The sequence below is a fragment of the Phycisphaerales bacterium genome, from assembly GCA_020852515.1.
Classification (GTDB): Bacteria; Planctomycetota; Phycisphaerae; order Phycisphaerales; family UBA5793; genus UBA5793.
The window spans coordinates 88,247-114,852 of sequence record JADZAS010000009.1; the positions used below are offsets into that span (position 1 = coordinate 88,247).

A 26,606-nucleotide genomic window follows, 5' to 3' on the forward strand; every position below is an offset into this window, starting at 1 on the left:
GATTACTTGTGCAGGGCGCCTCCCTCGTTCTCCCACTGTGCGAGCGCCTTCTCCGATGTGCTCTGATTGGGCGCCGTCAGGCGGCGCTGGATCGTCTCGTTTCCCGACCACCGCGCTCGCGTGACACCAGATTCATGCTCTGGCTGTTTGAGAACAGGTTGTACGCCGTCTGAGTCATCGATTGCCATCACGACATGATTGTATCGTGCTGATCGCAGCCGCGATGGCCAAGCATGCTGACGCGAACAGTATCATCGGTTTCGTGTGAAGTGCTCATGACTTGGACCAACTGACGCAAGCGTGTGCGCCATGATGGGTCCGCTGCTACCATAGAAGGCGCCGTTCCGAGGGCGGCTGAGCGCATCTCAACTGCTTCCCGCACGTGCCGTGAACTCAGGCAACTTCAATCTCCAGCGAATCGATGCCAGTCGAAGGGTCAACGTCACGACGATTGCCATGGATTGAACGCCCCATGCCTCCATTCGAGGGGCGAGCACCACGTACGTGATCGCTCCGCACAAGGCGGCCGTAGCATACAGATAGACGCCCGATCGCAGCACTAGCGGAACCTCGCCGGTGAGGACATCGCGGATCATCCCTCCGGCAACGCCGGTCATTACGCCAAGCAGCACGGCGACGATACTCGTCTCGGTGTACAGAACCGCTCGTTCCGTCCCAACCATCGTGAAGAGAGCGAGCCCGAACGCATCCGCGACGAGCAACAATGCGCGCGGCGTATCCCAGCAGCGCGCTGCAAGGAACGTGACGCCGGCAGCGAAAATGGCGCTCAACACGAACGTCGCGTCTGCAACCCAGAAGGGTTGCACCCCGAGGATGAGATCTCGCAGCGTTCCGCCACCCAGTGCGGTCACAAGTGCAAGAACGACCACGCCGAACAAATCAACGCGCTTGTTTGTTCCGGCGAGGACTCCTGTAACTGCGCACACCGCTACAGCGAAGTGTTCAGAGACATACCGCAAAGAAGCGTCCACTTCAACCAGCAAGAGTCACCCCCGACGCAGAGTGCAGCAGCATCCCGTCGCGACTCCAAGTGAACGGTCATTCCGTCGGCCGCACCCCTGCCGCGACGGACGTTGCCGTCGATTTACTGTGCAATGGCGTAGATTTGACATGCGCGCTAACCCGACTCTCGCAGTAGATCGTTCACTGCAAGTCGCTTGTTGTGCATGACTATTGCCCCAGTTGGGTCGCGGGGCCACTCGGAGCGCGGGCGATCCCAGTAGAGTTCCACGCCATTGTGATCGGGGTCGTGAAGGTACAGCGCTTCACTCACGCCGTGATCACTGGCCCCGTCCAGAGGGATCCCAGCGCTCATGAGACGCCGTAGGGCATCGGCGAGCGCAGTCCGCGTTGGATAGCGAATCGCAAAGTGGTAGAGTCCGGTCGTGCCAGGCGCCGGCGGCGAGCCTGCTGCGCTCTGCCAGGTATTGAGGCCAATGTGGTGGTGGTAGTCACCTGCTGACAGAAAGACCGCTTGCTCGCCATAGCGTTGGGTGATCTGAAAGCCCAGCACATCGCAGTAAAAGGACAGGGACCGATTCAGGTCGGCGACCTTTAGATGCACATGGCCAATGCGCGTTGCGGGATCGATGGGATTGTCGGGAGCCATAATCAGTAGTGGGTCGACCTTTCGCCGAAATGACCATCAGGCGGCGCCTGAACGAAATGTCCGAGCCAAGACGGCGAGTGCACGCGGCGCGGCTTCAGCGGCGTCGTCAGTACTCACGCATCGGGATCGCACCGCTGCGATTCTTCAGCTGTCCCATCAGTGTCTGATGAACAGGACACTTGTCGCCGTTCTCCAGCAGCCTCATGCGCTGCTCCTCGGACAGGTCTCCGGTAGCTTCGACATCCTTTCTATGAGATTCACTCGAGCCGTTGCGTACTCACAATCTGCGCAGTCCTGAGCGTACATCTTGCGGTGTCCGAGAAGAATTGAGACGCTTGCAAGGGGCCGCCCCTTCCGCCGTGCGTACAGATGACAATCATCGACGTGCACGCGCCGAGCGACACGAGGAGCAGTTCAATCGGGTCAGGCCCCTTGTCGGCCCCGCCAACCTCGACCGGCTCATCGGCTCGCGAGCTGTGTTCGCCGGATCAACCGAGTCGCTCGTAGCCGTCGCCCACCGTAGTGACGAGCACTTCAGTCGGTTGATTGGACATGAAGATGCTCCCATTGAACTTTGCATCGTGATGTGCTCAACGAGTCCGACGATTGTAGTCTACTCCGACACACGTACGCACCTGCGTCGAGTGAGCGCCGTCGTTATCACCGTTGTCGCCGCCGGCTCTCATGGGCGGCCGATCCGTGCGGTGAGGCTGAAATCGAGGTTGACTGAACGACGTCAGAGGCTCAGCCAATCTGGTCGCACGCACCATCACTCGTACAACTCTGTGCCATCGGCAGTTATGGGATCGAAGTTGTTGGAAGCACACTCAGGGCGCCCCGAACAGCGCGATGCACACAACCGCGATGATCACACAAATGATGGTGAGTGCGGACAAGGTCAGACAGCCGCGCATCGACTGATACTCAGTGCCGTCGGCATCGTGTGCGGAATGCGTGGAATCCTCGAGCGTAGACTGATGTCCGGTTCGCGAGCGAGACACGTTAGGCCTCCTTGTAGACCCTTTGGGTGTGTCACAGTGGTCGACGTCGTACAATCGCCGCGCACGTTGACCACCTGCGTGGTTTCAGAGCTGAAAGCGCGCCGCCAAACGGAGCGGAGATCTCCGTTCCACAGGCGGCCAAGCGCGCAAAATGAAGGGTGAAAATCAGCCGTGCATCAGTGGCGGAGCGCGGGGTGCGTGAAGTCGACCACGAGTTGAAAGGCGCTGCCGATGCGGCGTAGCCCCTCGCTGATTCGATCCACACTGCAGTTCGAGGAAACTAAATGACCCCACCAGCGCGTGCCTGGGTTGGGGGCCGCGTTCCTGGGGGTGCGGGTCATTGTCGCCTCGGCGCTCCTCGTGGAGCATCGGCGGGCCCGACGGGAAGGGCAACAGGACCGTGCACTCGGGGGCGTAGGGCTGCGACGCAGTCGAACCCGCCGGGCCAGGCTGTCGCGCAGCCAGAACCGGTTGGGCCGCCGCTGCAACGATGATCCACATCGCGAAGAGGAGCCGGGGCAACTGTCCGATCGAATGCACCGAGTCTTCATGACGAGATGGTGCGCCCATCGTGTGCCATTGTAGACGGGGCAGTCGTAACGGGGATGCGGCAGAGATCTTGCATACGGCTTCGGGCGGCTGGTCCACCCGTCTGCGCGACACGTCTTGATATCACAAAGGGCGACCGGGACCTGATGATTGGAGGCCGGCAAGCCGCAGCGACCTCAGGTCAGGTCGATGTCGGAGGTCGGGGATCTCCGTCATCCACTGAATGTTGAGGATCCCACCCGTGAATCGGCACCCCGTCTGCTGCAGGGCGAGTTCGGCCAGACAGAGGCTCCAGCCCTCGAACCAATGACTCAGTCTTGTCCTCTGCTCTTCCGAGCCTTGGCAGACAACGATCAGGTCGATGTCGCTGCCCGGACCGGCGTTCCCGTCCTCAGTACTTCCGCTCAGGTAAACGCCCAAGACTCCGAAGCGCGCCGGGACCAAAGCAGCCGCCATCGCCTTGGCATACATGTCTCGCCAACGCCAGTGAACGCCGGCTGTTGTGGGTCGCTCGCCCAGCAACTCCGTATGCTTCCACTCGAGGTACTCCCCAATTCGGAGAGCGATGTTGCGGAGCAGTTCCTTTTCTTCTTCGAGAAACGTCGTACTCTCGTCCGCTACGGGTGATGCATCCGATACTTCGACGCGACCGACGACGGTGCCATTGAGACGAATGGGTTCGGACATCGATTGGCCAGATGACGAATAGCCGGGTCCGACGAAGCTACGCCCCAGGTACTCGATTCTCGCTCCAGTTGAATCGGGGCGCTGCCATCCTTCCGGAATCGCCTCCAGCACCGCCAGGAAGGTATGCGATGGCGGTTGGCCTCGTCGAGAGACGACTTCATGAACGCGGTACAAGCAACGAAGTTCCTTTGCTCGTTCCCGAAGCGTACGCAACTCTTTGTTCGGCATCGGAAACCCTCCGAGAATTGCTCCTCTGTACGCGACTCATTCCAGGGCGACTGTCCGCATGTCGGCCGCAACGCCGCACACGCAACCCGCAGCGGCCCCTTTCGCAGCCGTTTGGACATTCGCACGCTCTGACCGGGGTCCGATCATCTCGATATGATAGAGAGGGTACCACCTGCCGAGACAACCATGATCGTCGCGACACTCCTCGGAACGAGTCTGATCTTTCACACAGAGTGGGGGTGCCTGTTGTCAGATGCGAGCCCGGTGCGATGACAGACACACCGTACGAAGAACCACACCACACCGAAAAGTTAGCGCATGCGCTCGAGGAGCGCGTCAAGGAACTTCATTGCCTCTATGAGGTCTCTGCAATCCTGGCGGATGAGCGTCGGTCCGTTGACGAGAAGCTTCAGTCGCTTGTGGAGAGCCTTCCTGCGGGCATGCAATTCCCTTCCATCGCCGCCGCGCGGTTGCGCTTGGACAACCGCAATTTCGAGAGCAGTCCAACGCCAAAGGTCGTCCATCAGCAATCGTCCGACATTCGGGTCTTCGACGAAGTCGTCGGCCAAGTTGAAGTGGTCTACAAGAAGACCATCCCTGACGGATCAACGCCCGCATTCTTGCGCGAGGAAGCACTGCTGATCCATGAGGTCGCGCGGCGGCTGGCGGACTTTCTCACGTCGGAATGGCGGCGGGAACGCGCGCACCATCTGGAAAAGAGACGTCACTCTCAGGCATCGGGTGCAGCGAAGCCCGCGAAATTGGACGGGCCCCAGGGTCTCGTCGGCCAGTCGACGTCGATGCGAGCGGTGTACCGAGCGATCGAGAAGGCCAGTACCACAAGTGCGACGGTTCTGATCCACGGCGAAAGCGGAACTGGCAAAGAACTCGTGGCGCGCGCCATCCACTATGGAAGCAAGCGGTCGGGCGCGCCGTTCGTCCCGGTCAATTGCGCGGCCATCCCGGAGAGCCTTGTCGAAAGCGAGCTCTTCGGATACGTCAAAGGCGCGTTCACCGGGGCGGACACCACCCGCGCCGGCTTCTTTCAGACGGCCGAAGGAGGGACGATCTTCCTGGACGAGGTGAGCGAGATGAACACGGCCGTGCAGGCGAAGCTATTGAGAGTGCTGCAGAATCAAGAAGTGCGAATGGTGGGATCAGATCACACTCGGGCCACGGATGTCCGCATTCTCGCGGCGACCAACCAGAACCTGGCTGATCTGGTGGAGGCCGGACGATTCCGTGCCGACCTCTTTTTCCGCCTGCACGTGCTCACAATAGACCTGCCGCCGCTTCGTGAACGACGCGGTGACGTCAAACTGCTCATCAATCACTTCGTGGATCGCTGGGCCCGCCAGACACATGGAGAGCGCCTCGCCTTCTCGGATCGAGCCCTCAGCGCGCTTGAGAGCTATGACTGGCCAGGAAACGTTCGAGAGCTGGACAACCTCATACAGCGACTCAGCGTCATGTCCGATGACCGGTACGTCGACATCGATGATCTCCCAGGTCCGATGCACTTTGAGCCGACTCACACGCCGAACACCAGCCTTCGCACTCTTCACGAGGTCGAGCTCGATCATGTGCAGAGGGTTCTGGACGCTGTCGACGGGAATCGGAGTCGGGCCGCAGACATTCTCGGGATCGATCGCAAGACGCTTCGCAAGAAACTAGACGCGATTGAACGGCCGGGGGACGTGTCGCGTTCAGCGAAGCCTCAGTGATACAAAATGTCAACCCGGGTGAGAGCGCGACGATGCGCCCGTGCGCGATTCAGACTCGCGCCGGCATCGCAATGTTTGTGCAGTCGGATTGTGAGGAGAATCTCCTCACAGGGGAGATATTCCCCGCCGCTTCAATCGTCAAATCTTGGTTTTCGAGGCCGTGAGCGTCGTTCCTGAGGTGGCACGATCTTTGCTTCCTCAATGGCAAGGCTGAGAGCAACTTGGCCCACAGCCGTTCGGAGCAGACGCCATGCGCTTGATTCGCTTCAGACAGTTCAACGCTGCATCTCCCTCTTCCTCCGACGTTGAGGTTGCGCGGACTGGACATCGTTCGAGTGGGCGCTTTCAACGGGCGCGGCCCGAAGGGGCCCTGCGTGAACTGCGATGTTCGCTCTTCCTGCTCGTTTCCAGTGCCTGAAGACGGTATCTGGAACGGTGAGGAGTACAAGTAGCTCGTCCGTCAACTACGGACCGGAAAGGAGTTCGCATGTCAGTCATCTACACCACCTTCGCGTACGCCGTGTTCGTAGCCTGGGCGCTTGCTTCCGTAATCGCCGTCGGAATGTGGGTCTGGCTCTCGATCACTCAAGACGCCGATCGTGATGGCTTCGGTGCGACGAGAGGCCTGACTCGTGGCGCCCGCCGCGCGCCCTGGCGCAGTGGTGGGCGGAAGGTGACTTCTTAGCCCTGTTTCACTCTTGATCCGACCATGGCGCCCGCAGTTGACTGCCAATCCGATCACAAACGAAGGAGCACAACATGAGCACAAAGCCGACTACATCACGCGATCGAAAAAAGCACCGTCTCGCCCCAGCAGAGATTACGCATGAACACATTCGCCATCGGGCATACCAGATATTTGAGGCCCGCAACGGTGCGCCGGGCAGTCCAACACTCGATTGGCTTCAGGCAGAACAGGAACTGCGTGACGCCCAGACGAGTCGCGCTGCGAAACGATCAGAGCCATCACTGGGAGGCCGCAAGGCTCGCTAGAGACCCCACGTTCAGCCCTCTGTCTCTTCTCCGGGCCGAGGCGTTCTCGGCCCCTGATCAGCTACACACTTCATGCAGGGAGTTAGCCAAATGAAAACCGCAGTGTTCTATCACGCAGGCTGTGCAGTGTGCGCCGATGCCGAGCGCCAGATCGCCAATTCGCTCGATCCCGCAAAGTTCGATGTCGAGGTGGTCAATCTCGGGCGCGAAAGCAACCGGATCGCCGACGCTGAACGCGTCGGAGTCAAGTCAGTACCGGCACTTGTGATCGACGACCACCCGTTCCACATCAACTTCGGCGCTGCACTCCAGGACCTCAAGGCCTGAGCGCCGGAAAGCCCGATGACGTGTGCCGGCCGTAGACGTGCTCGCTCAGGTAGCCGTCAACGGCCGGCACGGGACCGCATCTACGCCGCTCGTTGTCTCAGCCCAGGCCAACTCATCGCAACAGGATTGTCCCCAATGACCTCGCTCTCAACACATTCATCTCACGGTTACGGCCCGAACCCTCCACTCAAGGGCGCGCCTGTGGATCGGTCATCGGCTTGGGCCGTCAGCGCTGACTTCGAAACGCAGCGCTGGGAATCCGAGGGCGGTGCCATTCCGACGCTGGTGTCGAAGTCAACTGTGTCGCACACGCGCCGCTCGGCGCCACCGCTCATGGAGACCCCTCTTCCTCGTACCAACACGCACGTGAAGTGTCAAACCTCAAAGGCAAGGCAAGTCGTCATGCAAATGGACATTCATGCCCATTCCTTCAAGCTGACCTCTGCAATTGAGAAGTACGCTGCTCGGCGCGTCGAGCATGCTATCGGTCGTGCAACAAGATCGATTCAAGGCATCATGGTGCGGCTGCTGCATGTCAACGGCGAGCGCGGCGGCGTGGACAAGACGTGTCGCATCGTCGTATGGCTTCGGCGAGGTGAACCAGTCATCGCCGAGGCGACTGACCGCGATCTCTATGCCGCCATCGACGCCGCATCGGTGAAGTTGCGGGTTGCACTTGGTCGGCGCGTGAGTCGTCGACGGACGCTTCGGCGTGAGCATACGAATCGTCGTCTACGACACTGATCCTGAATCGATCGGCATTCACCATTTCCAAATTGGATGTGCTGATCGCGAAGACTGACAGCGCGGCACTTGTGAGCCTGATGGCATCTGTGCAAGTTCGGCAGGTGCTCGTGCGCGAAGGAATGGAGTCGAACATGCGGACCCTATTGAGCGTGAACTGGGCAGATCTATTGGCCTATTTGGGCAGCGTAACGGTCGTTACGCTGATCGTACTGCTAATCCTCTGCCTGCAACTGTTGCCGAGTCGCATTCGGCGCTCTCGCCATGAGGTCCGAGATGCCGGCCAGGACGCACGATCCAAGCGGCCCCATAGTTCCGAATTCATCGCGCGTGTGTCCAGCGATCTCGCATGGCGGCAGCAAATGAAACGCCAACTGTGGCTGGCAAGGTCCATGGCTCGAAAGGAAAGCCTAACAGATGGGCACCATGAAGCAAATCTTGAAACCGGGGCGCCGCGTGCGCATCGTCCGTCAGATGCCGACACGAGATAGGTGCTGGATTCCCGCGGTCGAGGGCACGATCGTCTCCTATCGGCAGGAAGCCACAGGAGCATGGTTCGCGCACTCACGAAACCACAAGCTCTGGTTGGATCGCCTGATCATTCGACACGATGACGGCGAACTGACTGACTGCATACTCGACGCATTTACGCGCATCGATCCTGTTGACAATCTCCGATCCGGATTCACAGGTCGTCGACTGCGTGGACAGCACGCGCGCCGCTGACCGAACCGTCCATCGTACTGATACCGAGTGCTTCAAACGGCGCGTTCGCGATCTGGTTAGCACTCAAGAGGAGTTGCCTGATGTCCACGACGCAAGCACCGAACTCACTCGAATTCCCCACAGGCACTGGCCGTGAGGCGCATCAACGCGCGATAAGCAGAACGGGGTCGCCGACTCCATCCCTCGGCGCCGATGGCTCCCTGCTGGGCAGCGTGCACCGCATGATCGACCGTGCCGCCAGCTATCTCGTACTCGCCCCGGGCTTGTCTGAGCAGATCAAGCAGACCAAAGCCGTGTACCAGGTGCGATTCCCCGTAAGATTTGGCAGAGAGTATCGGCTTTTCACGGGTTGGCGCGCCGTGCACAGCGAGCATCGTCTGCCCGCAAAGGGAGGCATTCGCTTTGCGCCCATTGTGAGCCAAGACGAGGTCGAGGCCATGGCGGCTCTCATGACCTTCAAGTGTGCTCTGGTCAATGTGCCCTTCGGGGGCGCCAAAGGCGGGTTGATCATCGATCCGCGCCAGTACGATGAGGAGGACCTGGAACGGATTACGCGCCGGTTCGCGCGCGAGTTGATCGCCAAGGGATTCATCAGTCCGAGCCTGAACGTGCCCGCGCCTGACTTGGGCACCGGCCCGCGCGAGATGGCTTGGATTGCCGATGTCTACCGTACTCAATTCCCGGGCGATATCAACGCGCTCGCATGTGTCACTGGCAAGCCGGTCTCCCAAGGCGGCATCGCCGGGCGACGGGAGGCAACAGGACGCGGTGTCCAGTATGGACTGCGCGAGTTCTTCCGGCACAAAGACGATGTGCGTGACGCGAAACTGTCGGGCACTCTCGCGGGCAAATCCGTCATCATTCAGGGTCTCGGAAACGTCGGGTATCACGCCGCCAGGGCGCTGGCAGAGGAAGATGAGGTGCGCGTGATTGCGATCATCGAACATGATGGCGCGCTGGTGTCCGAGTTGGGTCTTGATGTCGAAGCGGTTTACGAACACCTCCGAGAGACCGGTGGTGTGCGCGGTTTCCTTGATGCCCAGTTCGTCGAAGACGGCGGAAAGATTCTGGAGGCGGAGTGTGACATCCTCATCCCGGCCGCCCGGGAGGATCAGATCACCAGCGAGAACGCACCACGTATCCGTGCAACGCTGATCGCTGAGGCGGCCAACGGCCCCGTGACTGCCGAAGCAGATCAGATCCTCCAAGCCGCGGGTAAGACGGTCATTCCGGACATCTATCTGAACGCCGGGGGCGTCGTGGTGTCGTATTTCGAGTGGATCAAGAATATCACGCACATCCGATTCGGGCGTCTGGAACGTCGTATGGACGAGGCTCGCGGTGAGGAGCTGCTTGAAGCGCTTCAGCACATGGTTGGCCGAAGCGTCCCGGAGGCATTGCAGCACCGGATTCGTCGCGGCACAGCCGAGGTCGATCTCGTACTCTCGGGGCTCGATGACACCATGCGCCACGCCTACCAAGAGATGCAGCTCGTGCGGCACGCGAATGGTCGAGTACTGGATCTTCGAACGGCCGCGTACATTGTTGCCATGGACAAAATCGCGACGACATACCGAGAGATGGGGGCGTGAGACTGGTATTTGGGTCTTGCTGAAAGGCCAGCAACGTAAGTGTGTTGGCACGGAGACTTGATAATGATTGGAACCCGAAACATCGTCATCACTCAGAAGGACTTCGAGCGATTGCAGGAACTGCTGCGCTCCAGCCGTCTCTCGCGCGGCGAAGGTGAGGAGTATCTGCGCGCACTTACCGAAGAACTCGATCGTGCCACGATCGTCGCTCCCGAAGACGTATCGGCAGACACGATCACAATGAACTCAACCGTGCGTGTGGCCACGAGGGGTAGCCGCGGATGGCAAACGTGGACCATCGTGTATCCGGACGAGGCGAATATGGACGATGGGCGCATCTCGGTACTCGCCCCTCTCGGGACGGCACTGCTGGGATACCGTGTTGGAGACACGGTCGAGTGGGACGTGCCAGCGGGTCGGCGCACCTACCGCATCGTCGAGGTTGTTCACCAGCCGGAAGCTGCCGGCGAATGGGATCGCTAGCGCATTCCGCCAATGGCTGTCACCAGATTGGGCTGCTGGCGAGTTCATGTTCAGTCTCGTAATCAGGACGATCTCCACAGATCATCCGTCTAACCACCACGCAATCGCTCCCCGCTCCACGATCAAACCTGCGGGAGCGATATGAGGACAACCGCCATGGCTTGGAACCTGTTGATCGGCTGCTTGATAATCGTCATTGCTCGCATTGCGGATGTGTCTCTTGGAACGATTCGGACCATTGCAGTAGTCAGCGGTCACCGCGGCATGGCCTGGGTCTTCGGACTCATGGAGGTGTCGATCTGGGTGTTTGTAGTGGCCGAGGTCATCACCCACATCGGCACCGAACCAGCCTACGGCATCGCGTTTGCGCTGGGTGCTGCGACCGGCAACTACATCGGCGTGAGTTTGCAGGGATTGCTTCCATTCGGTGATCAGGTGATTCGTGTGTTTACGCGGAAGGGTGAGGAACTCTTCGAGGAGTTGCGCCGGAGTAAGTACCGCGTCACCAGATTTGAGGGTGTCGGCCGTGATGGTGCAGTGACCATGCTCTTTGTCCAGGTGCGTCGGTCCCGGACCCCTCAGGTCGTGCGCGCCGCACGGAGTGTTGATCCGGCTTGCTTCTACACGATCGACGACATTCGTGTGGCGGATACTGCTGCGATCGCGAGGCCGTCGCTGACAACAGCTAACCCACCCCGATGTGGACATCGTGGCTGAAGCGCCACCGCTCGCCGAAACGTCCTTTACGGTTCCGCGTCGAGGAGGCGCACTCGGACGCACCTCGCGGACAATGCCCTCATGTTGCGAGCTCCGTCGTGCTGCATCGGAGCCGAAACCGTTGCCTTCCAGCCAAGACGCCGGCTTGATGCTGAGCCAGCGTGTGGAGAAGCTTTTCGGTGTACGAGTGTCCACACGCGGCACACACGAGCGACAGTCGATCCACAATGCGAACTTGGTCGTTGGACAGATCTCGATTCTTGACCCACTTCAGATCAGCTCTAGTGGGGTATCGTAAGGGTGATTTGCTCGAACGGGACGTGCCCGCATGTCTGCTGCACTGCCGAGTGATCAAGAGCGTTAAGCAGCCCGAAACCGCCAGCAAGTGGGATCGCTAGAATGCGCCCTCACTTCAGGCGGGGCAGGTTAACCGGCAAACCCAGTGCGTCTGATGTGCCTGCCCCGCCCCTCTCACGATCGCGAGTTGCGTAGACACACCAGCAACATAAGGAACACAGAATGAACCAGCAAGTGATCGACGCGCTCCGCCAGACTGTTGCGAGCACCTACGCCTTGATGGGTCAGCTTCATCTCTGCCACTGGAACGTTCGCGGCAGGTCGTTCTTTGCCCTGCACGATGCATTTGAGGCGCAGTACACCGAGCTCTTCGCAGCTGTGGATGAGATTGCCGAACGCATCCGAGCGATCGGCGGGTTGGCGCCGGGAGGGCTCGGGACACTCGCGCAGATGGCCGGGATCAAGGAGCTCGCCGAGGATGCGTCAGCTGACGAGATGGTGACACACCTCGTGGAGGATCATAGAAAGGTGCTCAGCGATCTTGCGACTGCGCGTAACATGGCTGCCGAGGCAAAGGATGCAGAAACTGAGGACATGATGATCGCACGGACCCAAGTACACGAGAAGGCAGTATGGATGTTGACGAGCTATCTCGGATGACACGGTATGCAGGACACCTTTTTGGTGGTGCCTCATGACGAACCAGGCAACACCGCATGTACCGCCCTCTGCGGAGGTTGTGAACGTCAGAGCCAAGCGCATCCGCTTGGGACTCTTGGTGATTCTCCAGACCGTGATGGCCGCGGAGTTGATCTATCTGCTTTTCGAGAACCTATGGGCGAGCAGCGTCTGGCTGCTCGCGGTCATGGCCATCACAGCGGCACCCATGCTCCTTGGTCGCCGCCTGCCCGTTCGGATACCTCCGGAGTACGACGTTTTCGCGATTCTGTTCGTGTTTGCCGCGCTCTTTCTGGGCGAGTTCCGCAGCTACTACGCGCGATTGTGGTGGTGGGATGTCGCCCTTCATGCAACGTCCGGTCTGTTGCTCGGCGTCGTTGGTTTCCTGCTCGTCTATGTGCTCAACGAGAGCAGGCGTATCGACCTCCATATGCGTCCGAGATTTGTCGCCCTCTTTGCCTTCGCTTTCGCAGTCACCGGCGGCACACTTTGGGAGGTATTCGAGTTTGCCATGGATCAGGTCTTCGGAACCACCATGCAGAAGCCCATGCTCGGCGACCCTTCCGGCCTGACAGATACGATGTGGGACCTGATCGTCGATGCGTCGGGCGCCGCCATCGTGAGCGGTTTTGGATGGTGGAACATGAAACGCAACGCGCATTCGATCCTCGATGTGTGGATCGAGAAATTTCTTGAACGGAACCCTCGTCTGTTCCGCGGCCGTCCTTGGGTTCGAAGTCTTGACGCGCCAAAGTAAGGCTCGCTGACTCCCCCGCCTTCTCGACTGCGAGTCGTCCAAAGGGCTCCTCGCCTATTCAGTGCCCAGTTCAGCCCAACGACCAGACACTTGAGTCACTCGATGATTGACTCTGTAGCGACATTCATTGCGTTCTTCGCCGTCATCGATCCCATCGGGACCGCGCGGATTGGTACTGCCGCCCTCGTTCTCCCACCGCGCCATCGCTTTCGCCGCCATGATGCTCACAGCCGCGCCCGCCGGATTGCCCGCCCTGCCATCCACGGCTGAGATCAACGGGCCGGGGCCGACGAGGCGGACATCCAGTCGGCTCAACTTTTCATAGAGCCGCCGCACACGCACGATCGGCCACCAGTCGTCCAGGAAGATCTCGATCGGTCGCCACATCGCCACCCAGCCCACGATTAGCGAACCCTCGCGCAGGAGCGTCGGGAGAGGCCCGTCGCCGAGCATCCAGCCGATGAAACGCGAGAGCCCGAACACGGCCGCCAGGAATGCTACGCCGATGGCCAGGGTGACAAAGCCACGTCGCAAGAGGCGGCTCAACGATCGCCGCCGCAGCTTTGACCTGCCCCCACGATTCATACCACCTTCAAGTTAGTGTAGAGAGCTCGGCGCTCCCCGCACCGGCGGGCGCAGCGCAGCGGAGCACGCCTCTGCGGACGCCTCGATGCCCACCGCTGACCTCATCTCCAGTTCTCGCTGCGTCCCCATCATTTTCGCCTCCGGCGCCGGCGGCCGGTCGCCCAGGCTGGTGTGCGGCCGCACCCGGTTGTAGTGCTGACGCCAGCCTTCGATGAGCACTTTGGCCTCTCTCAGAGTATAGAAGATCTCCCCGTTGAGCAGCTCATCACGTAGCTTGCCATTGAAGCTCTCCATATACCCGTTCTGTGACGGGCTGCCTGGCTCGATGAACAAGGTCTTCACTCCGACACGGCTGAGCCAGGATCGCACCACCTTTGCCATGCACTCGGGCCCATTGTCCGATCGGATGTGGTTCGGCACGCTCCGGATTACCAGCAGCCACGCCAGACGCTCGAACACCTCATCGCTGGTGATCCGGCGTGCCACGTCGATTCCCAAGCACTCACGCGTAAACTCAGCCACGATGGTCAGCATCTTGAAGGCGCGGCCGTCGTGGATCTTGGTCTGCACGAAGTCGTACGCCCAGACGTGGTCCTGGTGCTCGGGTCGCAGTCGCACGCACGGGCCGTGTCATTGAATCACAATCGCCCGCGAATTGGGTGCCTGCGGGGTACCTTCAGGCCTGCACTGCGCCAGATCCGTTCCACCCGCTTGTGATTCACCTTCCACGTCTCATCGTGCGGCAATGCCGTGATCCTTCTATACCCATAGTCGCTCCCGCTCTGAGCCTTTAGCCGCCGTAGCGCGGCGCAGTGACGTCAGTGTTTTCTCCGCACTCGAGTTGTAGCACCTGATCATCTCACAGTTCCAACCATCAAAGAGTCGAGAGACAAACTTGGAATACAAAGCTGCGAATCGTCGCGGATGCGTCCTGTCTTCTTCCGGGTAGGAAGGCACTCACGGGAGTTCAATGTCCCGCGATCGCAGGCTGACTGACATTCGAGCGAGCGTCTCCCAGTGAGTCCTCGATTCGGCACGAATCGCTCGTCTCGCGGCAACGATCGGGCACCGACAAGATTACTCCTCGTGTCGGCATCGATGGTATCCTGTTCCTTTACGCTCACGTTGATGTTCGCTGACTTTGGCATCTCGTGCATCCGCGCAGGCGTTCCTCGCGAGCGTCGGCCATGTCCAGTGCGGTTACATCCACTTGCCGATGCGGCGCAATTCGCGGACCAGACGCTTCGATTGACGCCAGCCCGAGCCCAGGTTCGAAGCCACTGCAATCCGTATCGCACGCCATCGTCAATGTCGCCGTGCCACCCGTCGCGGCGGGGTGCATCGCCGTGCCGGATCCACCGCAGAGACAGGCAGTGCTGCTCAGCCCATTTGTGATGACCAGCGGCCATGTCGAGTAATTCGCGCACTGGCGGGCGTCGAAACTGGCGACACCGAAGAAGATCGGAATGGGGATGCCGCCACCGGGCAGGGCCGTGACCCACAGGATGAAACGGCGCGTGGTGCCGACGACCTGGTAGTCGAGCACGGCGCTGGTGATGAGCACGCTGAACGTGTTGCTCGTGCCGGTGCAGTTGGCGTTGACGTACTGCGTGGCGTCGATGCCGGTGTCGGGCAGGACGACGCACATGTGCCACTGGCGGCAGACCGTGCCGGGGGCGATCTCAGCGCACGGCAGGTCGGGATCGCGAATCGGCGTGTGCGCGCCGTCGTTCCAGTTGAACGGCAGCACCAGATCGGGCATCGCGGCGGAGAGGTACTTGTACGATGCCCACGTGCCCGGCGCGGCCACGCAGTTGTTGTTGCGGAACGTGCGGCAGTTCGTCACGAACGTCAGGCCGCTGAGCGTCACGGTCAGACAGGCCTTGCCACTGGCGTTGTGGCAGCCTGCGGTGGGTAGCGCGTGTTTGATCCCGTCGCCACAGACCCAGCACTCGCAGCACAGGCAGTGGGGGCAGTCGGCGCCCTCTTTGCAGCAGCAGCATCGCGTGCTCGTCGCGGGCAGGCCGGACGAACCGAGCAGCAGCGTGTTGCCGGATGGGCCGAGGATAAGGGGCATGGTTCGACTCCCTTCGGTCGCTCACCACAAGTGAGTTCGACTCCGTTCGATTGCGCACAACGAGTCACGGACAACTCTCCAGATTCACGTCGCTGGTCTGATCGGTGGTGGGCGTGGCGCCGACGCCGATGACCGCGCCGGCCACATTGCGCGAGAGGGTGATGATCGATCGCTGGGCCGTGATGCGCAGGACGTTGCCGACGATGGCGTGCGTGACGCCTGTGACGAGGGTGAGTTGCACGGTGCTGTTGACGGTGGTGTCGATTTTGAGACAGCCATTCGCGTCGAAGGCCAGGCCGCTCGCGCTGGCGAGACAGACGGCCGCGCCACCGGCAGGCAATCGGACAATCGCCTGGCGCGTCGTGCTGATCGAACTCTCGACCCACAGGATCTGCGCCGCGCCGCTGTCGCCGCTGAGCAATCGGTCGGTGAACCCCGGCGACACATCCGCGAACTCGTGGTTCGGATCGGCCATGCCGATCTTCACGGGAACGACTCCGCCCATTGCGGCGCGGACGATGGCCCCGGGCGAGGCAGTCTCAAGCAGGATTGCGAACTTGCCCGCGTGCTCGGCCGCCGGCACAACGCCAGTGAACGCGACACGTTCGAGTTCAAGAGCGTCAGTGGGGGCGATGATCGGATCGGTGATCGCGAGCACGCCGAAGCGATTCACGGTCGAAGCGGTGGAGTTGAGAACGAGGATGACATCGTTGTCCCGCTGCAGGCGCTGGGGTTCGCGGGATTCCTCATGCTGGCGCTGGCGCAGATCGATGGCCGCATCGACGAACGCGTTGTACGCCCCCGCGGGGATACGCAGCGGATCGCCGGATTTCACCTTGCGCAGGGAATCGCCGCTCATGTTCCGATCTCCAGCCCAGTGAAGTCGCTGCTGTCATAAACTCGCTCGACGTAGACCGCGACAGGCCGCTTCACCAGCGCGCCGGCGGTCGCGTCCTCAACCTCGGCATAACGCACCCAGAGGTACTCCCAGCCCTTTTTGTCGATGCCGGTGATGTCGCCGATGCTCAGGCCAGTGCGGTTCGGCCGAGAGGCGAAGCGAAACGTCAGTTCCCAGTCGCCCTGGCCGCGTTTGGAGCCTGAGACGCCCAGGAAGAGGCACTCACCGGCGTTGAAGCCCTTGAAAGCCGCATTATTGACCCGGCCGGTGAGGGCGAAGAGCGTACCTTTATATACGGGCGTCACTAGACTGTCGTCGAGATAATGCGTCTCAGTGAACTGGTAGACCGGCACCACGATCTCCACACCCTCGACACTGTCGGCGGTGACGCCAATCGCCCCCTTGAAGTCCGGCGCGGTCTTTCCGGGCGGGGCGTATGAAGCGATGGTGGCCGATGACTGGGTGATGTGCTCACTGCCGCCGCCGGTCTCGAAGGTGAAGGTGCTCTCGCCCGTGTCGGGCGGATCAGTGGATGAATCGACCTGATAAATGACAGCCCCGTCATAGAGATCGGGCCCGGCCTCCTCGACACGCACCTGATAGAGGGGCAGTCCGCCATAGAAGGATGGAACCTCGGCTTCGAGCGCCGCCAGCGCCTCGAGGTCATCACTCGTGCCGCGCACCCAGTAGAGGCGCTCGGTCGATGGACTCCGGCCGCTGCTGGTCGTTCGACTGATCCCGCGTTCCTGAACTTCCGTGCTCATCCGAAGGCCAATCCCTTGTTTGAAGCCTCGACGAGGCGCTTGGTGTGGCGGGCCGTCTGTTCGGTGGCGCGCGCTGTGCGCTCGGCACTGTCATCGCCGGCGGCGAGGCCGCGCACGGCCGAGGCGTCGAAGGTGCCGCGGACACTGACGCGACTGGCGAGCAGATCGAGTTGATCGCCCAGGTCAGCCAGGCGCTGCAAAGCAGTCGATGCGGGATCCTGTCCGCTGGTCAGCGCCTCTTCGCGCCGCTGCCGCGCCGTCTCGACCGCCTGCGCCAGTTCCTGTTTCGTGCGGGCCAGTGCTTCCTCAGCCTGGCGCACGCGCTCGGCCGTCTGCTCGTCGAGATCAGCCAGGGCCTCGGCGCGCTGGGCATCGACGGCATTGAGCGCCGCCTCCTTCTCCTGCTCGCGCTGGGCATCGCTGCGACCGCGGCGGCGCTCCGCCTCGGCGAGCGCGTCCTTGCGCTGCGATTCGATCCCCGCGAGATCGGCATCCAGTTCCCGGCGATTGAGCGCCTTGGCCCCTTCGACATCGAGCGTCTCATCGAGCAGGCCCATGACTTCAGTGAACCGGTCGGCGAGCCAGTTCGTCACCCGGGCCCAGATGCGCTGCACGCCCGCGGCGAGATTGGCCCAGCCTTTGGCGATGCCCGCGGTGAAATCCGGGAAGTTGCGTTCGAACCAGTCGCGCACCTCGATCCATGCCTTTCGAACGCCGGAGAAGGCGATGATCGCGGCCTTCTGGAAGCCGGCGCTGAAGCCGATCCACGCCTGGCGCAGGGGCTGGATGCCCTGTTCCCACGCGACGCGCAGGCCAGCCCACAGCGCGCGGGCGGCCAGTGCGATGTCACCGGCGGCGAGTGCATCGCGGATACCGGCGACCACGGCGCCGACGAATGTGCTCAGTTCGCCGAACCGATCACGCAGCCACTGCAAGGCCTTGCCACCCGCGCCGGACCATGCGATGACGGTTCCGCCGAGCACTGCGACGGCGGCGATGAGCAGGCCGATGGGCGAGATGACGGCGCCGATGATCGCGGCCGCGGCAGCGAATGCGACTTTCACTGCTGTAATCACCGAGACCAACCCGCCGAGCACGAATGCCGCGGCCTGCGCACTGGCGCCCACCAGCACCAGCGCCACGCCGACAGCGCCGAGCACGGCGACCGATCCCGCGGCGACGACGACAAGCATCCGGTTCTCGCGCACCCACTCCGCGATCGCGGTCGTGACGCGAGTAATCAGGTGCGTGGCAATGCGCAGAGGCGCCACGATCGATTCGCCTACGGCGATGCCCAGACCTTCGAGGGCGCTCTTGAGAATGATCGCCTGACCCTTGAGGGTGTTGAGTTGAACGCCGGCGATGCGCTCGGCCGTGCCGGTCGCGCCCTGCAAGGCGTTCTGGTAGTCGCGGAGGTTGTCGGCGCCCTGCGAGAGGAGTTCAGCCACGCCGGCCGCCTGCCGGGCCTGGAAGACCCGGCCGAGGATTTCGAGTCGCTTGCCCGAGCCCATGCCCTCCATGGCGCGATTCAGATCATCGATGATGGCCGCCAGCGGCCGGACGTTGCCCTGTGCGTCGAGCACGTTCACACCCAGTTCCTTGAGCGTGTCCGCCGCTTCCTTGCTCGGGCTCGTCAGCGCCAGGATCGCCCCGCGCAGAGTCGTGCCCGCCATCTCGCCCTGGATGCCGGCGTTGGAGAGCAGCTGAATGGCCGCGACGATCTCCTCGAAGGCGATGCCTGCGCTCTTGGCGATCGGGCCGACGAACTTCATGGCGTCGCCCAGTTGGAGCAGATCGGTGTTGGCGGTGGTCATGGCCTTGGTGAGCACATCCACTGCCTCGCCGAGGTGATCGGCTTCGATCCCCATGCCGGCCATGATCTTGGCGGCGATGTCGGCGGACTGGGCGATCTCGAGCTGGCCCGCCGCGGCGAGATTGAGTGTCGGGCCGATGGACTTGAGGATCTGCTCGACGCTGAAACCCGCCAGCGCGAAGAATCCCATCGCATCCGCGGCCTGGCTCGCCGAGAACACCGTCGTCTCGCCGAGGCGCTTGGCTTCATCCGAGAGACGCTTGAAGTCCTTCTCATTGGCGTTGGTCAGGGCGCGGACGCGGGCCATGCTCTGCTCGAAGGTGGCGAAGGCGATGCTGCTCAGCGCGAAGGGCGTGCCGATGACGGCCGCGGTGGCGACGAGACGCTGGCCGACTGACCGCACACCGTCGCCGAAGGCCTTGAGACGCACCTGGGCGCGCCGCAGGGCGCGGAGCAGGCGCGAGTCGTCGCCGCCGATCTCGACGAAGGCCTTTCCGGCGCGGATGCCCTGGGTGGTGGCCATTGCTCAGGTCCCCCTCACACTGTTGCGCCAGAGTTCGGGGAATTTGGGCCGCTCCTTCTCCAGCGCCGGCTGCATGTAGGGGCGGGCGGCGATGCGCACGCGGCGCTCGCTGCGCCTGCCGCGCCGGCGGCGGGTGACGGTCGCCGTGCCGCCGCGTTCGAGCACGCGCGGCGCGGCCGAGGCCTTGAATCCCACGGGGCCGATGACCACCGAGTCGCTCTGCTTGTCGTAGCCGAAGAGGATGAAGCGCCGCAGCAGGCCGACGTGCGAGTGGGGCGGCGCTCCCGGCTTGCTCGTACCCTTGCGTTTGCGGATGCTCGTGCGCGCCGTCTGGCGGATGAAGGCGCCCGCCTTGCTGAGCACCCGGCGGCGCGCGGCATCGACGGCCCGCCTCACCTTTGGCCGGTCGAAGAACAACTGCTTGATGCGCAGATCGATCATGGTGATTCCCGGGCCGGCTTCGGCACCCCTCCCTCAATGAACACTTCCTTCAGTACCGACACATCCGCCTTCATGACGCCGCCCTGGAGGGCGAACGGATCGAAGTCGCTGGGCCGGAACGCCCGCTGGTGTTTGGCGCTGCGCTGGGTGTTGGCGATGAGGGCCATGATCGATGAGACCCGAGCCCACTCGTCACGCTGCCTTTGCTCGGCCATCGCGAGCAGGTCGCGCAGCGTCAGGTCGGCGGGATCGAGGCCGAGGATGCCGGCGCAGCGCCAGATGAGTTGCCAGAGGTCGCCGCCTTCAGCGCTTCGTCCACGATCCGTTCGATCTCGCCGCCTTCCAGACGGGCCTCGACCACGTCGCGCGCCTTGTCCATCGCGCGGCGGACCATCAGAAGCACCCGCCCGAGGTTGGCCCGGTCCCTCGGGCTGGGGCAGAAAGCCACCAGTTCATCGAGCAATGCCGCCGTGGCGGCGTCGATGGCGTCGCCGGCCATCGCGGCGCCGAAGGCTTCGTCGCTGATGCGCTTCTCATCCGCCTGCGGCTTCACCAGCGCGTAGATGATGTCGCACAGCAGAACCGGGTCGCGCATGAGGCGTTCGAGCAGGTCGCCGCCGCTGATCACTTCGAGCAGGTCGGTGCCGGTGAGGGAGCGGATGCGCTTCAGCGCCGCGATGTTGATCTCGACCGTCCACTCGTTACCCGTGTTGTCCTTGAACATTTTCACCGGCGGCATCTCCTGATTGCTCGGTCGGCCCGTTCTCCTGAGCCCGACGCGCTGCGCGGGCCTGCTGGTATTTCCAGTCCGCCCACACCCAGATCAGCCAAAGGAAGACGATTCCACCCACCCAGTACATGATCATGTCAGACTCCTGTTTCCGGATCTCCGGCCCGCTCGCCTGGCTGCTTGAAGAGCTGCGGATCGATGACGGGGAACGTGGCGCGGAATTGGCGGCCGCACCAGAGCGCCAGCAGCCAGACAATCCAGCAGGCCAGGATGGTGTACATCCAGCATCCCATTGGTGCGTCCTCCTGCTCACGGCGTCGAGTCGTAGAGCACGCCGAGGTTCAGAACCGCCGTCGCCGACGACGATGCGTTGCTCGCCGTCAGCCCATCGACCGAGTCGCCCGCGAGCGGATTGACGATCTGCTGGCCGTCGAGCCAGAACCACGTCTCGTTCTTCACGAGGTCGATCGACAGCGCCGTCACGCCGGTGTCGCGCACGCTCAGGTGGCCGCGCTCTCCGAGTTTGGCGCCGATGGCGACGAGTTCATCGCCGGTAAACGCCAGCGCGATCGCCACCTGCTCAGCGGCTGTCACCGCAGTGTCCTGCGCCGGCAGCACATCGCCGGCTCCGCCCGAGAATGTGATATCGTCGCCGGCCACGCCATCCACATCCACGTCGTAACGCCTGCCGCCATCCCAGTAGATGTCGATGACATCGCCGATCTGCAGCGTGCTTCCTGCGATGGTGAGCACCCCCGTGGTGTCGGTGCTGCGCGTCGAGAGCGTCCCGGCCTCGGCGGCGGGCAGCGTGATCGGCCCCTGGCGGATGGAGCCGTCGGCGGTGCGCTGAAGCGTGGCCCCCAGCGGCGCGCCGCCGATCTCACCGGAAAGTGACAGGGTACTGCTGGGCATCACGCACCTCCGATCCACGAGGGCGGCGTGGCCGAGTAGGCGACCTTGGCCGTCACCGAGACGGTGATGCCTTCCTCGAGTGGTTCGCTGCGACTGAAGGAACTGATCATGAAGTCGGCCTGCAATCCCTCGCCACCAGTGTCATCGAGGACCTGGAAGCCCAAGATGGCGTTATTGAGGTAGGCGTTGCGGATGGCCGTGAAGCCGGCGTCGGCGGTATCCCACACCATCTCGAATTCGATGGTCGCGGACTTGAGTGTGGCGACATTGGCGCGCCAGCCCGCATTCGCCCGCGTGGTCAGATCCGCCTCGGCCGCTTCGAGATTGAGCGTCACATCGCGGACATTGGTCAGCTCGAGCCACGCTCCGCCGGCGCCCTGGCCGTCCACCTTGTAGTTGAGGACGGCCTCCATGCCGAGTTTGAAGCCCATGGGTCACGGTCCTTTCGTCTACGTCCTCACCCTGTAGGTAACCGACACGACACTGGTGAATGCGCGCTGCTGATCGAGATGCTCGGGGGAGATGAGCGGATCGGTGGTCGTGCCCATCCACGCAGCCTCGGGCGCGCCTGCCAGCCGTTGGTGACTGAGGTGCTCGGTGATCTCTTCAACCAGCGCGATCAATGCGTCGGCATCCGGATCACTGGCCACCTTCTTCTGCACGCCCACGTCGATGGTGCAGTCCAGCCAGGAATCGCGCCGGCCCGAGGCGGTCCGCGTCACCGTCCGCGGCACGACCGTCACATGCAGGTTCGCCAGGTCTTCGAGTCCGAGGCTCGGCACGAGGAGGCGCTGGGCGGTGAAAGGCATCGAGAACGAGGCCCCGTTCAGGCTCGCCACCACAGCATCCGCGATGGTCAGGACCGTGCTGCCCATTATGGCCCGCTCCTCCCGTTGGACCGGCCTTCGAGGTAGGACAGCCGCCGCTCGATCTCTTTGTACTCGGTGCGCAGTGAGCGCGCTTCGAGGATGAGTTCATCGAGGCGCTTCTCGACGTGATCGAGTTTGGTCGTGATGACGCCCCACTGGACCGTGAGAGCCGCGCCGGCGACGAGGGCTGTGAGAATCGGCCCCGCCCAGCGCGAGAGATTGTCCCGGCTGCCAGCCATCAGAGCACCTCCGTCGCCACGTGCTTGGTGTGGATGCGAAGCGTCAGACGATTCACATCGCTGTAGCGCCATGGCGGCTCACTGCCCGGCGCCATCACCTCGTAGGTGTACGTGGCGACGGCATCGGTCTCGATGATGCGATCGCCGGGCTGGGGCAGTGTGGTTTCAGCGGCGAGGACGAGATCGACGGCGCGGATAAGGAAGTCCCGCGATTCGATGCGCGTGAGCCCGCCCACGTGGTCGTCCTGTTCGAAGACGGTGCGGCCGATCGTCGCCGGCAGTTCCACCTCGCTGCCGCCGCGCTGGTACGTCACCATCCGCGTCAGGTGCTGGTGACGCTGATCTTCGAGCCATGACAGTCCCTGGCTGAGCAAATCGGTCATGATGCATTACACCGTGGAGAGGGCCGCGCCGTCATTGCACACCACGCGCCAGGCGAGGGTGCCGTCGTTGTCGATCGCGTGCAGGCGGATCGAGTCGTTCACTTCCGCCATCGTGATGGTGTTGTTGCCGGTCTGGTTGATCGCCGCGGCCACAGTGATCACGCAGGTGCCGCCGTCGGTCTTGATGAACAGGAGCAGTTCCTGCCCGACAAAGGTCGGGATCGCCAGTGTGCGCGTCTCCGAGCCGCCAGTCACGATGGGCACATAGCCCGACTGCGCGACGGGAATGGCACCGGCGTCGCCGGGATCGGGAATCGCGCCCGTCAGCGTGCTCTGGAGCCCAATGACGGAGTGATCGACGAGCACGCGCGCCGTGGCATCGGTGTCCGCTGCGGCCCGTACGGTCTTGCCGAGGTAGGTGTTGCCCGTCGAAGTGGTCGTCAAAGCGCCGGTTCCGGCCGTGCCACCGACGGGATCGCCATTGGCATCCCAGTAGACCGCGATGCCTGCGCCGATCGCGCCGGTCACCTTGACGATGTCGTAGATGCCCGCCACGCCCAGGGACCCCAGCGCATTTGCCGCGATGGGTGTGCGAGCAAAGCCCGGCAGTGTGCTCTGCACCACCACCTGGCCGGCCGCCACGGCGCTGCCGGGGGTGTAGTCGATGGCGTTGCCGGGTGAGACGAATGTTGCCTGTGTCATGTCGAAACTCCTGAATCACGTGTGCGGCGGAGAACTGATCACTCAGATTCCAGTGCCGATCACACTTCGCCCTTACTCTTGGTCCCACCACGCGGATCCTGCAACGCGCATCCGAAATCGTGATAGCCGCGCATCTGGATGCCCAGCACGTTGAAGTCGGCTTCGGCGGTCTCGATCGTCGGCGACTCCTGTCCATTGAGGAACGCGACCTCGATGACCGGCAGATCAGCAGGGTCCGCGAGCAGGTACCACGCCTTGGCGGAGTTGCCCGTGTACGAGGCGTTGCTCAGGTACCGGCTCACCTCGACGCGGAACTTGCCTTGGTGCGGGTTGGACACGGGGTACTTTGTGCTTGCCGTGGTGTCACGCAGTTCCATGCTCTTGAACAGCTGCGTGCCGACGGCGCTGAGCGCCGTGGGCACGAGCATGATCGAGGGCATGATGCCGATGGGCTTGCCGTCCCCATCGACCTGGTCCATGAAGGCGACCTCGGCCTTGGTCAGACCGTCAATGCTCAGGGCCGTGTCGGCGCCGCTGATGAAGTTCTTGTTGCCGACCTTGAAGAAGTCGCTGTTGGCCAGGAAGATCGTCCAGAAGACATCGTTGATCTTCAGGCCGCTTCCGCGACCCAACTTGCGCGGCACCGTGGTGATGGCGCCGAGGTCATCATTGATGATGTCGCGGCGATCAATCGCGAGCAGCAGGCCGTAAGTGTCGGCCTTGTTGGTGTACTGCTCTTCACCGAGGGTGCCGTGCTTGAGTTCACCGCCGGGCGCCACGATCTCGTACTGGTCCTTGCCCACGAGCCGGTACGACGTGACGGTCTTGAAGTCGCTGACGTTGCGCACCGCAGTGATGTTCCGCCAGGTTCGCTCGACGGAGAGGAATCCCTCGAGGAGGAACTTGTTGGCGACATTGCTCAGGATGCCGCCGATGTCGATGGTGCTCAAACCCGCCTCGATGCCCGGGTTGAAGGCGAACTTGAGGACATTGCGGCTGTCGCGGAAGTTGCGGCCGCTGTATCCGTTCGCCCACGCGGCTTCAAGCAGCAGTTCCTGAAGACCGATGCCGCCGCGAAATCGCCTGGCAGCCAGGTCGAGCGCCTGCTCCTGGCAGTGCTTCTCAGGTTCATCGAGCCCGGCGGTGAGCATGCACGCGGCTTCGAGCACCTGCGTGCTCACATTCTGGTCGTGCACGTGGATCGCCGGGGCCTTGGGCCGGCTGGCGCGGAGGATTTCGAGTTCGGTGCGCGTGGAATCCCAGCCCTCACGAATCGCCTTGGCTTCGATCTCATCGTGCTGGCCGGCGCAGAGCCGGCGGACTGCGGAGATGCGCGTCGTTTCGGCGACCGCCTGTGCGCGGATGTCCCCCACGGCGCTGGCGTTGGCATTCGATGCATCCGCCTGCGACTCCGGTTTGGCTGGCGTCACCGTGCCGTTGTTGCTCGCGGTCGTGGGGGTGCCGTTGTCCTTGTTCTCACCGTCCATGATGTTCTCCTGAGTCGCAGCGATCGCCGCGACGTTCACACTGGTCTTTCCATCCGCCCCGAGGTCCACGAAACTGATTTCGCCGAGCGTCGCCTTGCGGACCACGTTGACCGGCCCGGCGAACTCCTGGCCGTTGACGAGCACCTTCTGCCCTTCGCGGATGAACTCGAACTCCTCGACCGATGCGCCCACCGACGCCTGCCAGGGGAACCCGTTCTTCGAGGAGGTCACGATCTCACGCGCCGTGGGTGTGTCGCGCGAGACGAGGCCCGAGGCGATGAGTTGCCCCTGCTCGATGCGGATCGCGTCGGTGTGGCCCACGCCCGAGCCGGGATCGTGGCTGAATCGGATCGGCCGCTGTTGCGATGGAATGTTCAACCCCGCCAGATCGAGAATGACGGGATGCCGCCACGCGGTGACACGCATGGCACCGCCGGTGTAGGCCACCATTTTGAATCGAGGCAGCGCCGTGGTTCCTTCGCCGGCCGCGGCCTCGACATCGATCTGTGCAGAGGCAGTGATCTCGATCGATCCGGGAGTCGTGCTCTCAGGCGGCGATGCGGCTGACTGCGTTGGCGCTTTCGTTCTGGCCATCGTCCTCTTCCTTGTCTGTCTCGTCGGGGTCGGCCGCGCGCGGCTGTGCCTGCGCCGGAGTCAGCCCCAGTTCCTTCATGAGTGCGACTTCACGCGCCCGCTGGCGCAGTTCCTCTTCCCAGTCCCGCCCCTGCCGGGCGAACTCGGTCGCGAGTGTGGTCGTGTGGTTGGCCAGTCGCGTGGCCTGCGCCGTGGCTTCCTTGGCGGGATCGACGTGCTCCATCCCATCCCAGAACCACGTGTGCGGCGTGGCGACGCCGATGGCCCGCATCGACTGGGGCAATAGCCCCTCGACGAGGACTGCCTCATCGAGCCACGCGCGGAGAATGCGATCGAGGACCGCCGTCTGGAGGTGGTTCTGCTCGACGCGGATGGATTTGTAGTAGGTCTGGTGGTCGAGCCGGCCGGAGGCGTAGTTGTACCCGCTGGAGTTCCCGGCCGCGACGTTGAAGGGCA

33 protein-coding genes and 1 pseudogene are annotated in these 26,606 nt (G+C 62.7%); 10 read left to right on the forward strand and 24 right to left on the reverse strand.

The genetic code is table 11. The features are described from left to right. Positions 1-2: 2 nt before the first annotated feature. From IT430_04385 to IT430_04400, 4 genes are all read right to left on the reverse strand, one after another. Positions 3-191: a hypothetical protein gene (locus IT430_04385; protein ID MCC6907159.1), complete on the reverse strand. Its 189-nt coding sequence runs from the start codon at positions 189-191 to the stop codon at positions 3-5. Positions 192-365: 174 nt separating this feature from the next. After that, positions 366-1,004: a trimeric intracellular cation channel family protein gene (locus IT430_04390; GenBank protein ID MCC6907160.1), complete on the reverse strand. Its 639-nt coding sequence runs from the start codon at positions 1,002-1,004 to the stop codon at positions 366-368. A 134-nt stretch (positions 1,005-1,138) separates the two neighbouring features. Beyond that, positions 1,139-1,630, reverse strand: coding sequence for a VOC family protein (locus tag IT430_04395; GenBank protein ID MCC6907161.1), 492 nt, complete (start codon positions 1,628-1,630; stop codon positions 1,139-1,141). Positions 1,631-3,303: 1,673 nt separating this feature from the next. Further along, complete coding sequence (locus IT430_04400) at positions 3,304-4,095, reverse strand: nucleotidyltransferase domain-containing protein (protein ID MCC6907162.1); 792 nt, start codon at positions 4,093-4,095, stop codon at positions 3,304-3,306. A 269-nt stretch (positions 4,096-4,364) separates the two neighbouring features. On the opposite strand from IT430_04400, the gene IT430_04405 reads away from it, so the two are divergent. The 10 genes from IT430_04405 (at position 4,365) to IT430_04450 (ending at position 13,133) form a co-directional block, all read left to right on the forward strand. Next, positions 4,365-5,819, forward strand: coding sequence for a sigma-54-dependent Fis family transcriptional regulator (locus IT430_04405; GenBank protein ID MCC6907163.1), 1,455 nt, complete (start codon positions 4,365-4,367; stop codon positions 5,817-5,819). A 759-nt stretch (positions 5,820-6,578) separates the two neighbouring features. After that, positions 6,579-6,812, forward strand: a complete 234-nt coding sequence (locus IT430_04410) for a DUF2934 domain-containing protein (GenBank protein ID MCC6907164.1) — start codon at positions 6,579-6,581, stop codon at positions 6,810-6,812. 90 nt (positions 6,813-6,902) lie between these two features. Next, positions 6,903-7,139, forward strand: a complete 237-nt coding sequence (locus IT430_04415; GenBank protein ID MCC6907165.1) for a thioredoxin family protein — start codon at positions 6,903-6,905, stop codon at positions 7,137-7,139. 135 nt (positions 7,140-7,274) lie between these two features. Beyond that, a complete protein-coding gene (locus IT430_04420) occupies positions 7,275-7,883 on the forward strand; it encodes an HPF/RaiA family ribosome-associated protein (GenBank protein ID MCC6907166.1) in 609 nt (202 codons plus the stop codon). 417 nt (positions 7,884-8,300) lie between these two features. After that, the gene (locus IT430_04425) at positions 8,301-8,609 is read left to right on the forward strand and encodes a hypothetical protein (protein MCC6907167.1); all 309 of its coding nucleotides are present in this window, start codon (positions 8,301-8,303) and stop codon (positions 8,607-8,609) included. 80 nt (positions 8,610-8,689) lie between these two features. Continuing rightward, on the forward strand, positions 8,690-10,201 hold the full coding sequence (locus IT430_04430; protein MCC6907168.1) for a Glu/Leu/Phe/Val dehydrogenase: 1,512 nt from the start codon (positions 8,690-8,692) through the stop codon (positions 10,199-10,201). Between the two features lie 63 nt (positions 10,202-10,264). Continuing rightward, the gene (rnk, locus tag IT430_04435) at positions 10,265-10,684 is read left to right on the forward strand and encodes a nucleoside diphosphate kinase regulator (GenBank protein MCC6907169.1); all 420 of its coding nucleotides are present in this window, start codon (positions 10,265-10,267) and stop codon (positions 10,682-10,684) included. A 156-nt stretch (positions 10,685-10,840) separates the two neighbouring features. Further along, positions 10,841-11,401, forward strand: coding sequence for a DUF2179 domain-containing protein (locus IT430_04440; GenBank protein ID MCC6907170.1), 561 nt, complete (start codon positions 10,841-10,843; stop codon positions 11,399-11,401). 519 nt (positions 11,402-11,920) lie between these two features. After that, complete coding sequence (locus IT430_04445) at positions 11,921-12,358, forward strand: DNA starvation/stationary phase protection protein (GenBank protein ID MCC6907171.1); 438 nt, start codon at positions 11,921-11,923, stop codon at positions 12,356-12,358. A 34-nt stretch (positions 12,359-12,392) separates the two neighbouring features. Beyond that, positions 12,393-13,133, forward strand: coding sequence for a hypothetical protein (locus IT430_04450; GenBank protein MCC6907172.1), 741 nt, complete (start codon positions 12,393-12,395; stop codon positions 13,131-13,133). A 54-nt stretch (positions 13,134-13,187) separates the two neighbouring features. Here IT430_04450 and IT430_04455 read toward each other — a convergent pair whose 3' ends face one another. From IT430_04455 to IT430_04550, 20 genes and pseudogenes are all read right to left on the reverse strand, one after another. After that, positions 13,188-13,616 (reverse strand): hypothetical protein, encoded by a 429-nt coding sequence (locus IT430_04455; protein MCC6907173.1) that lies wholly within the window; start codon positions 13,614-13,616, stop codon positions 13,188-13,190. 114 nt (positions 13,617-13,730) lie between these two features. Further along, entirely contained in the window at positions 13,731-14,288 is a 558-nt protein-coding gene (locus tag IT430_04460; GenBank protein ID MCC6907174.1) for a transposase family protein, read from the reverse strand. 68 nt (positions 14,289-14,356) lie between these two features. Beyond that, a pseudogene (locus IT430_04465) lies at positions 14,357-14,527 on the reverse strand (transposase). 311 nt (positions 14,528-14,838) lie between these two features. After that, the gene (locus IT430_04470; GenBank protein ID MCC6907175.1) at positions 14,839-15,795 is read right to left on the reverse strand and encodes a hypothetical protein; all 957 of its coding nucleotides are present in this window, start codon (positions 15,793-15,795) and stop codon (positions 14,839-14,841) included. Between the two features lie 64 nt (positions 15,796-15,859). Next, positions 15,860-16,654, reverse strand: coding sequence for a hypothetical protein (locus IT430_04475; GenBank protein ID MCC6907176.1), 795 nt, complete (start codon positions 16,652-16,654; stop codon positions 15,860-15,862). Beyond that, positions 16,651-17,457, reverse strand: coding sequence for a hypothetical protein (locus IT430_04480; GenBank protein MCC6907177.1), 807 nt, complete (start codon positions 17,455-17,457; stop codon positions 16,651-16,653). The genes IT430_04475 and IT430_04480 overlap by 4 nt, the downstream gene beginning before the upstream one ends. Next, positions 17,454-19,793: a phage tail tape measure protein gene (locus IT430_04485; GenBank protein ID MCC6907178.1), complete on the reverse strand. Its 2,340-nt coding sequence runs from the start codon at positions 19,791-19,793 to the stop codon at positions 17,454-17,456. The genes IT430_04480 and IT430_04485 overlap by 4 nt, the downstream gene beginning before the upstream one ends. A gap of 3 nt (positions 19,794-19,796) precedes the next feature. Continuing rightward, a complete protein-coding gene (locus IT430_04490) occupies positions 19,797-20,234 on the reverse strand; it encodes a hypothetical protein (protein ID MCC6907179.1) in 438 nt (145 codons plus the stop codon). Continuing rightward, a complete protein-coding gene (locus IT430_04495) occupies positions 20,231-20,401 on the reverse strand; it encodes a hypothetical protein (GenBank protein MCC6907180.1) in 171 nt (56 codons plus the stop codon). Before IT430_04495 ends, IT430_04490 begins: the two co-directional genes overlap by 4 nt. Positions 20,402-20,469: 68 nt before the next feature. Next, positions 20,470-20,964, reverse strand: coding sequence for a hypothetical protein (locus IT430_04500; protein MCC6907181.1), 495 nt, complete (start codon positions 20,962-20,964; stop codon positions 20,470-20,472). Continuing rightward, complete coding sequence (locus IT430_04505) at positions 20,936-21,100, reverse strand: hypothetical protein (GenBank protein MCC6907182.1); 165 nt, start codon at positions 21,098-21,100, stop codon at positions 20,936-20,938. Before IT430_04505 ends, IT430_04500 begins: the two co-directional genes overlap by 29 nt. A 1-nt stretch (position 21,101) precedes the next feature. Next, positions 21,102-21,245, reverse strand: a complete 144-nt coding sequence (locus tag IT430_04510) for a hypothetical protein (GenBank protein MCC6907183.1) — start codon at positions 21,243-21,245, stop codon at positions 21,102-21,104. Between the two features lie 28 nt (positions 21,246-21,273). After that, a complete protein-coding gene (locus IT430_04515; GenBank protein ID MCC6907184.1) occupies positions 21,274-21,876 on the reverse strand; it encodes a hypothetical protein in 603 nt (200 codons plus the stop codon). Continuing rightward, positions 21,876-22,307: a hypothetical protein gene (locus tag IT430_04520; protein ID MCC6907185.1), complete on the reverse strand. Its 432-nt coding sequence runs from the start codon at positions 22,305-22,307 to the stop codon at positions 21,876-21,878. The genes IT430_04515 and IT430_04520 overlap by 1 nt, the downstream gene beginning before the upstream one ends. Before the next feature lie 18 nt (positions 22,308-22,325). Continuing rightward, positions 22,326-22,751: a hypothetical protein gene (locus tag IT430_04525; protein ID MCC6907186.1), complete on the reverse strand. Its 426-nt coding sequence runs from the start codon at positions 22,749-22,751 to the stop codon at positions 22,326-22,328. Beyond that, positions 22,751-22,984: a hypothetical protein gene (locus IT430_04530; protein MCC6907187.1), complete on the reverse strand. Its 234-nt coding sequence runs from the start codon at positions 22,982-22,984 to the stop codon at positions 22,751-22,753. Before IT430_04530 ends, IT430_04525 begins: the two co-directional genes overlap by 1 nt. Next, positions 22,984-23,367, reverse strand: a complete 384-nt coding sequence (locus IT430_04535) for a hypothetical protein (protein ID MCC6907188.1) — start codon at positions 23,365-23,367, stop codon at positions 22,984-22,986. The genes IT430_04530 and IT430_04535 overlap by 1 nt, the downstream gene beginning before the upstream one ends. Positions 23,368-23,373: 6 nt before the next feature. Next, positions 23,374-24,069 (reverse strand): DUF2190 family protein, encoded by a 696-nt coding sequence (locus IT430_04540; GenBank protein MCC6907189.1) that lies wholly within the window; start codon positions 24,067-24,069, stop codon positions 23,374-23,376. Between the two features lie 59 nt (positions 24,070-24,128). Next, on the reverse strand, positions 24,129-26,150 hold the full coding sequence (locus tag IT430_04545) for a hypothetical protein (protein ID MCC6907190.1): 2,022 nt from the start codon (positions 26,148-26,150) through the stop codon (positions 24,129-24,131). Then, the coding region (locus IT430_04550; GenBank protein MCC6907191.1) for a hypothetical protein at positions 26,104-26,606 on the reverse strand (503 nt) is incomplete at its 5' end. The genes IT430_04545 and IT430_04550, both read right to left, overlap by 47 nt.

Excerpts from the sequence above, each read along its gene's own strand:
- IT430_04475 (MCC6907176.1), bottom strand. The coding sequence starts at position 16,654 with ATGAGCGGCGATTCCCTGCGCAAGGTGAAATCCGGCGATCCGCTGCGT.
- IT430_04415 (MCC6907165.1), top strand. The coding sequence starts at position 6,903 with ATGAAAACCGCAGTGTTCTATCACGCAGGCTGTGCAGTGTGCGCCGAT.
- IT430_04400 (MCC6907162.1), bottom strand. The coding sequence starts at position 4,095 with ATGCCGAACAAAGAGTTGCGTACGCTTCGGGAACGAGCAAAGGAACTT.
- IT430_04445 (MCC6907171.1), top strand. The coding sequence starts at position 11,921 with ATGAACCAGCAAGTGATCGACGCGCTCCGCCAGACTGTTGCGAGCACC.
- IT430_04545 (MCC6907190.1), bottom strand. The coding sequence starts at position 26,150 with ATGGCCAGAACGAAAGCGCCAACGCAGTCAGCCGCATCGCCGCCTGAG.
- IT430_04515 (MCC6907184.1), bottom strand. The coding sequence starts at position 21,876 with ATGCCCAGCAGTACCCTGTCACTTTCCGGTGAGATCGGCGGCGCGCCG.
- IT430_04535 (MCC6907188.1), bottom strand. The coding sequence starts at position 23,367 with ATGACCGATTTGCTCAGCCAGGGACTGTCATGGCTCGAAGATCAGCGT.
- IT430_04510 (MCC6907183.1), bottom strand. The coding sequence starts at position 21,245 with ATGTACACCATCCTGGCCTGCTGGATTGTCTGGCTGCTGGCGCTCTGG.
- IT430_04485 (MCC6907178.1), bottom strand. The coding sequence starts at position 19,793 with ATGGCCACCACCCAGGGCATCCGCGCCGGAAAGGCCTTCGTCGAGATC.
- IT430_04450 (MCC6907172.1), top strand. The coding sequence starts at position 12,393 with ATGACGAACCAGGCAACACCGCATGTACCGCCCTCTGCGGAGGTTGTG.
- IT430_04530 (MCC6907187.1), bottom strand. The coding sequence starts at position 22,984 with ATGGCTGGCAGCCGGGACAATCTCTCGCGCTGGGCGGGGCCGATTCTC.
- IT430_04420 (MCC6907166.1), top strand. The coding sequence starts at position 7,275 with ATGACCTCGCTCTCAACACATTCATCTCACGGTTACGGCCCGAACCCT.
- IT430_04540 (MCC6907189.1), bottom strand. The coding sequence starts at position 24,069 with ATGACACAGGCAACATTCGTCTCACCCGGCAACGCCATCGACTACACC.
- IT430_04430 (MCC6907168.1), top strand. The coding sequence starts at position 8,690 with ATGTCCACGACGCAAGCACCGAACTCACTCGAATTCCCCACAGGCACT.
- IT430_04410 (MCC6907164.1), top strand. The coding sequence starts at position 6,579 with ATGAGCACAAAGCCGACTACATCACGCGATCGAAAAAAGCACCGTCTC.
- IT430_04495 (MCC6907180.1), bottom strand. The coding sequence starts at position 20,401 with ATGGCCCTCATCGCCAACACCCAGCGCAGCGCCAAACACCAGCGGGCG.
- IT430_04440 (MCC6907170.1), top strand. The coding sequence starts at position 10,841 with ATGGCTTGGAACCTGTTGATCGGCTGCTTGATAATCGTCATTGCTCGC.
- IT430_04395 (MCC6907161.1), bottom strand. The coding sequence starts at position 1,630 with ATGGCTCCCGACAATCCCATCGATCCCGCAACGCGCATTGGCCATGTG.
- IT430_04505 (MCC6907182.1), bottom strand. The coding sequence starts at position 21,100 with ATGATCATGTACTGGGTGGGTGGAATCGTCTTCCTTTGGCTGATCTGG.
- IT430_04520 (MCC6907185.1), bottom strand. The coding sequence starts at position 22,307 with ATGGGCTTCAAACTCGGCATGGAGGCCGTCCTCAACTACAAGGTGGAC.
- IT430_04470 (MCC6907175.1), bottom strand. The coding sequence starts at position 15,795 with ATGCCCCTTATCCTCGGCCCATCCGGCAACACGCTGCTGCTCGGTTCG.
- IT430_04405 (MCC6907163.1), top strand. The coding sequence starts at position 4,365 with ATGACAGACACACCGTACGAAGAACCACACCACACCGAAAAGTTAGCG.
- IT430_04480 (MCC6907177.1), bottom strand. The coding sequence starts at position 17,457 with ATGAGCACGGAAGTTCAGGAACGCGGGATCAGTCGAACGACCAGCAGC.
- rnk (MCC6907169.1), top strand. The coding sequence starts at position 10,265 with ATGATTGGAACCCGAAACATCGTCATCACTCAGAAGGACTTCGAGCGA.
- IT430_04425 (MCC6907167.1), top strand. The coding sequence starts at position 8,301 with ATGGGCACCATGAAGCAAATCTTGAAACCGGGGCGCCGCGTGCGCATC.
- IT430_04525 (MCC6907186.1), bottom strand. The coding sequence starts at position 22,751 with ATGGGCAGCACGGTCCTGACCATCGCGGATGCTGTGGTGGCGAGCCTG.
- IT430_04490 (MCC6907179.1), bottom strand. The coding sequence starts at position 20,234 with ATGATCGATCTGCGCATCAAGCAGTTGTTCTTCGACCGGCCAAAGGTG.